Annotated in this window: 1 protein-coding gene and 1 pseudogene; both read left to right on the top strand. The window is 71.4% G+C overall.

All coding sequences use genetic code 11. The features are described from left to right. Positions 1-251: pseudogene (locus H7344_RS20135) on the top strand (methyl-accepting chemotaxis protein); the annotation flags it as partial. A 101-nt stretch (positions 252-352) separates the two neighbouring features. Continuing rightward, on the top strand, positions 353-1,367 hold a 1,015-nt coding region (locus H7344_RS20130; protein WP_186347767.1), incomplete at its 3' end, for an MCP four helix bundle domain-containing protein.

Here is a 1,367-nt window from a genome sequence, read left to right as displayed (position 1 = left end):
CTTCGATCAACGACTACCAGCTGACGATCGCGTCGGCGGTGGAGGAGCAGACGGCGACGACGAACGAGATGTCGCGCAACGTGGCGGAGGCTGCGACGGGTGGCAACGAGATCGCCAGCAACATCGCGGGTGTCGCCGCTGGTGCGGAGACCACGACGCAGGCGGTGACCCAGGCGCATGCGGCGGTCAGCGAGATCGCCCAGCTCGCCGGCTCGCTGCGGCAGGAGGTCTCGCGCTTCACCGTCCGCTGACCCGACCGTCCTCCGGCCGTTCCTTCGGGCGGCCCTCGCACAGCCCTCGAACCCATCGACCCCCGGCCAAGCCCGGGCATCCCTGCCAACAGGAGCACGCCATGACCAGCACGCCTTCGGCCCGCCGCTCGCCGGTGCAGCGGTTCGCCGACCTCTCCATCCGCACCAAGATCCTCGCCGCCGTCGCGGTCGCCGCCCTGGTGGCCACTGTCGTGGGAGTGAACGGCGTCCGCTCGCTCGGGGCGACGACCGACGACGCCCGCCTGCTCTACTCCAAGAACCTGCTCGGCGTCGACACCGCCGCGGACATGCAGATCGCCGTCAACGACATGCGGCTGCGGGCGCGGGACACGGTCATCAAGACCGCGCGGGCCGACAAGCAGGCCGCCCTGGAGGAGCTCCAGGCGGCGTACGACAGCTTCCTCGAGGCCGCGGACGCCTACGACGTCACCGGCATCGACGCCGAGGTGCAGCCGGTGTTCGACGACCTGAAGGTTGTCGCCGAGGAGTACATCGAGATCCAGACGACCGACATGGCTGCGTTCGCGCTCGCCGGCCGGGTCAAGGCGTGGTCCGCCATGAACGACGAGCGGGTCAGCCCGCTGACGACCGAGATGAACGACGCGGTCGAGACGCTGCTCGCGCACGAGCGGTCCTCCGGCGCGGCGGCGGTCGCGGCCATCGAGGACTCCTACTCCGCGACGCGGACCACGATGATCGCCGTGCTGCTCGTCGGCCTCGCGCTCGCGCTCGCGCTCGGCTGGGCGGTCGCCCGCGCCGTCGCGCGCAACACCGGCCGCGTCAAGGCGATCATCGACGCGCTCGCCCAGGGCGACCTGACCCAGCGCGCCGACGTCTCCAGCCGCGACGAGCTCGGCCAGATGGCCACCGGGATGGACGCGGCCACGACCAAGCTGCGCGAGCTGATGACCTCGATCAGCGGCTCGGCCGACGCGGTCGCCGCGGCGTCGGAGCAGCTGTCGGCCTCCTCGCAGCAGATCGCTGCGGGTGCGGAGGAGACGTCGGTGCAGGCGGGTGTGGTCTCGGGTGCTGCTGAGGAGGTGTCGCGGAACGTGTCGACGGTGGCGGCGGGTGCGGAGCAGATGGGTGCTTCGA

The sequence above is a fragment of the Nocardioides deserti genome (genome assembly GCF_014266025.1).
GTDB lineage: Bacteria > Actinomycetota > Actinomycetes > Propionibacteriales > Nocardioidaceae > Nocardioides > Nocardioides deserti.
This window is presented reverse-complemented; position numbering and strand designations above follow the sequence as displayed.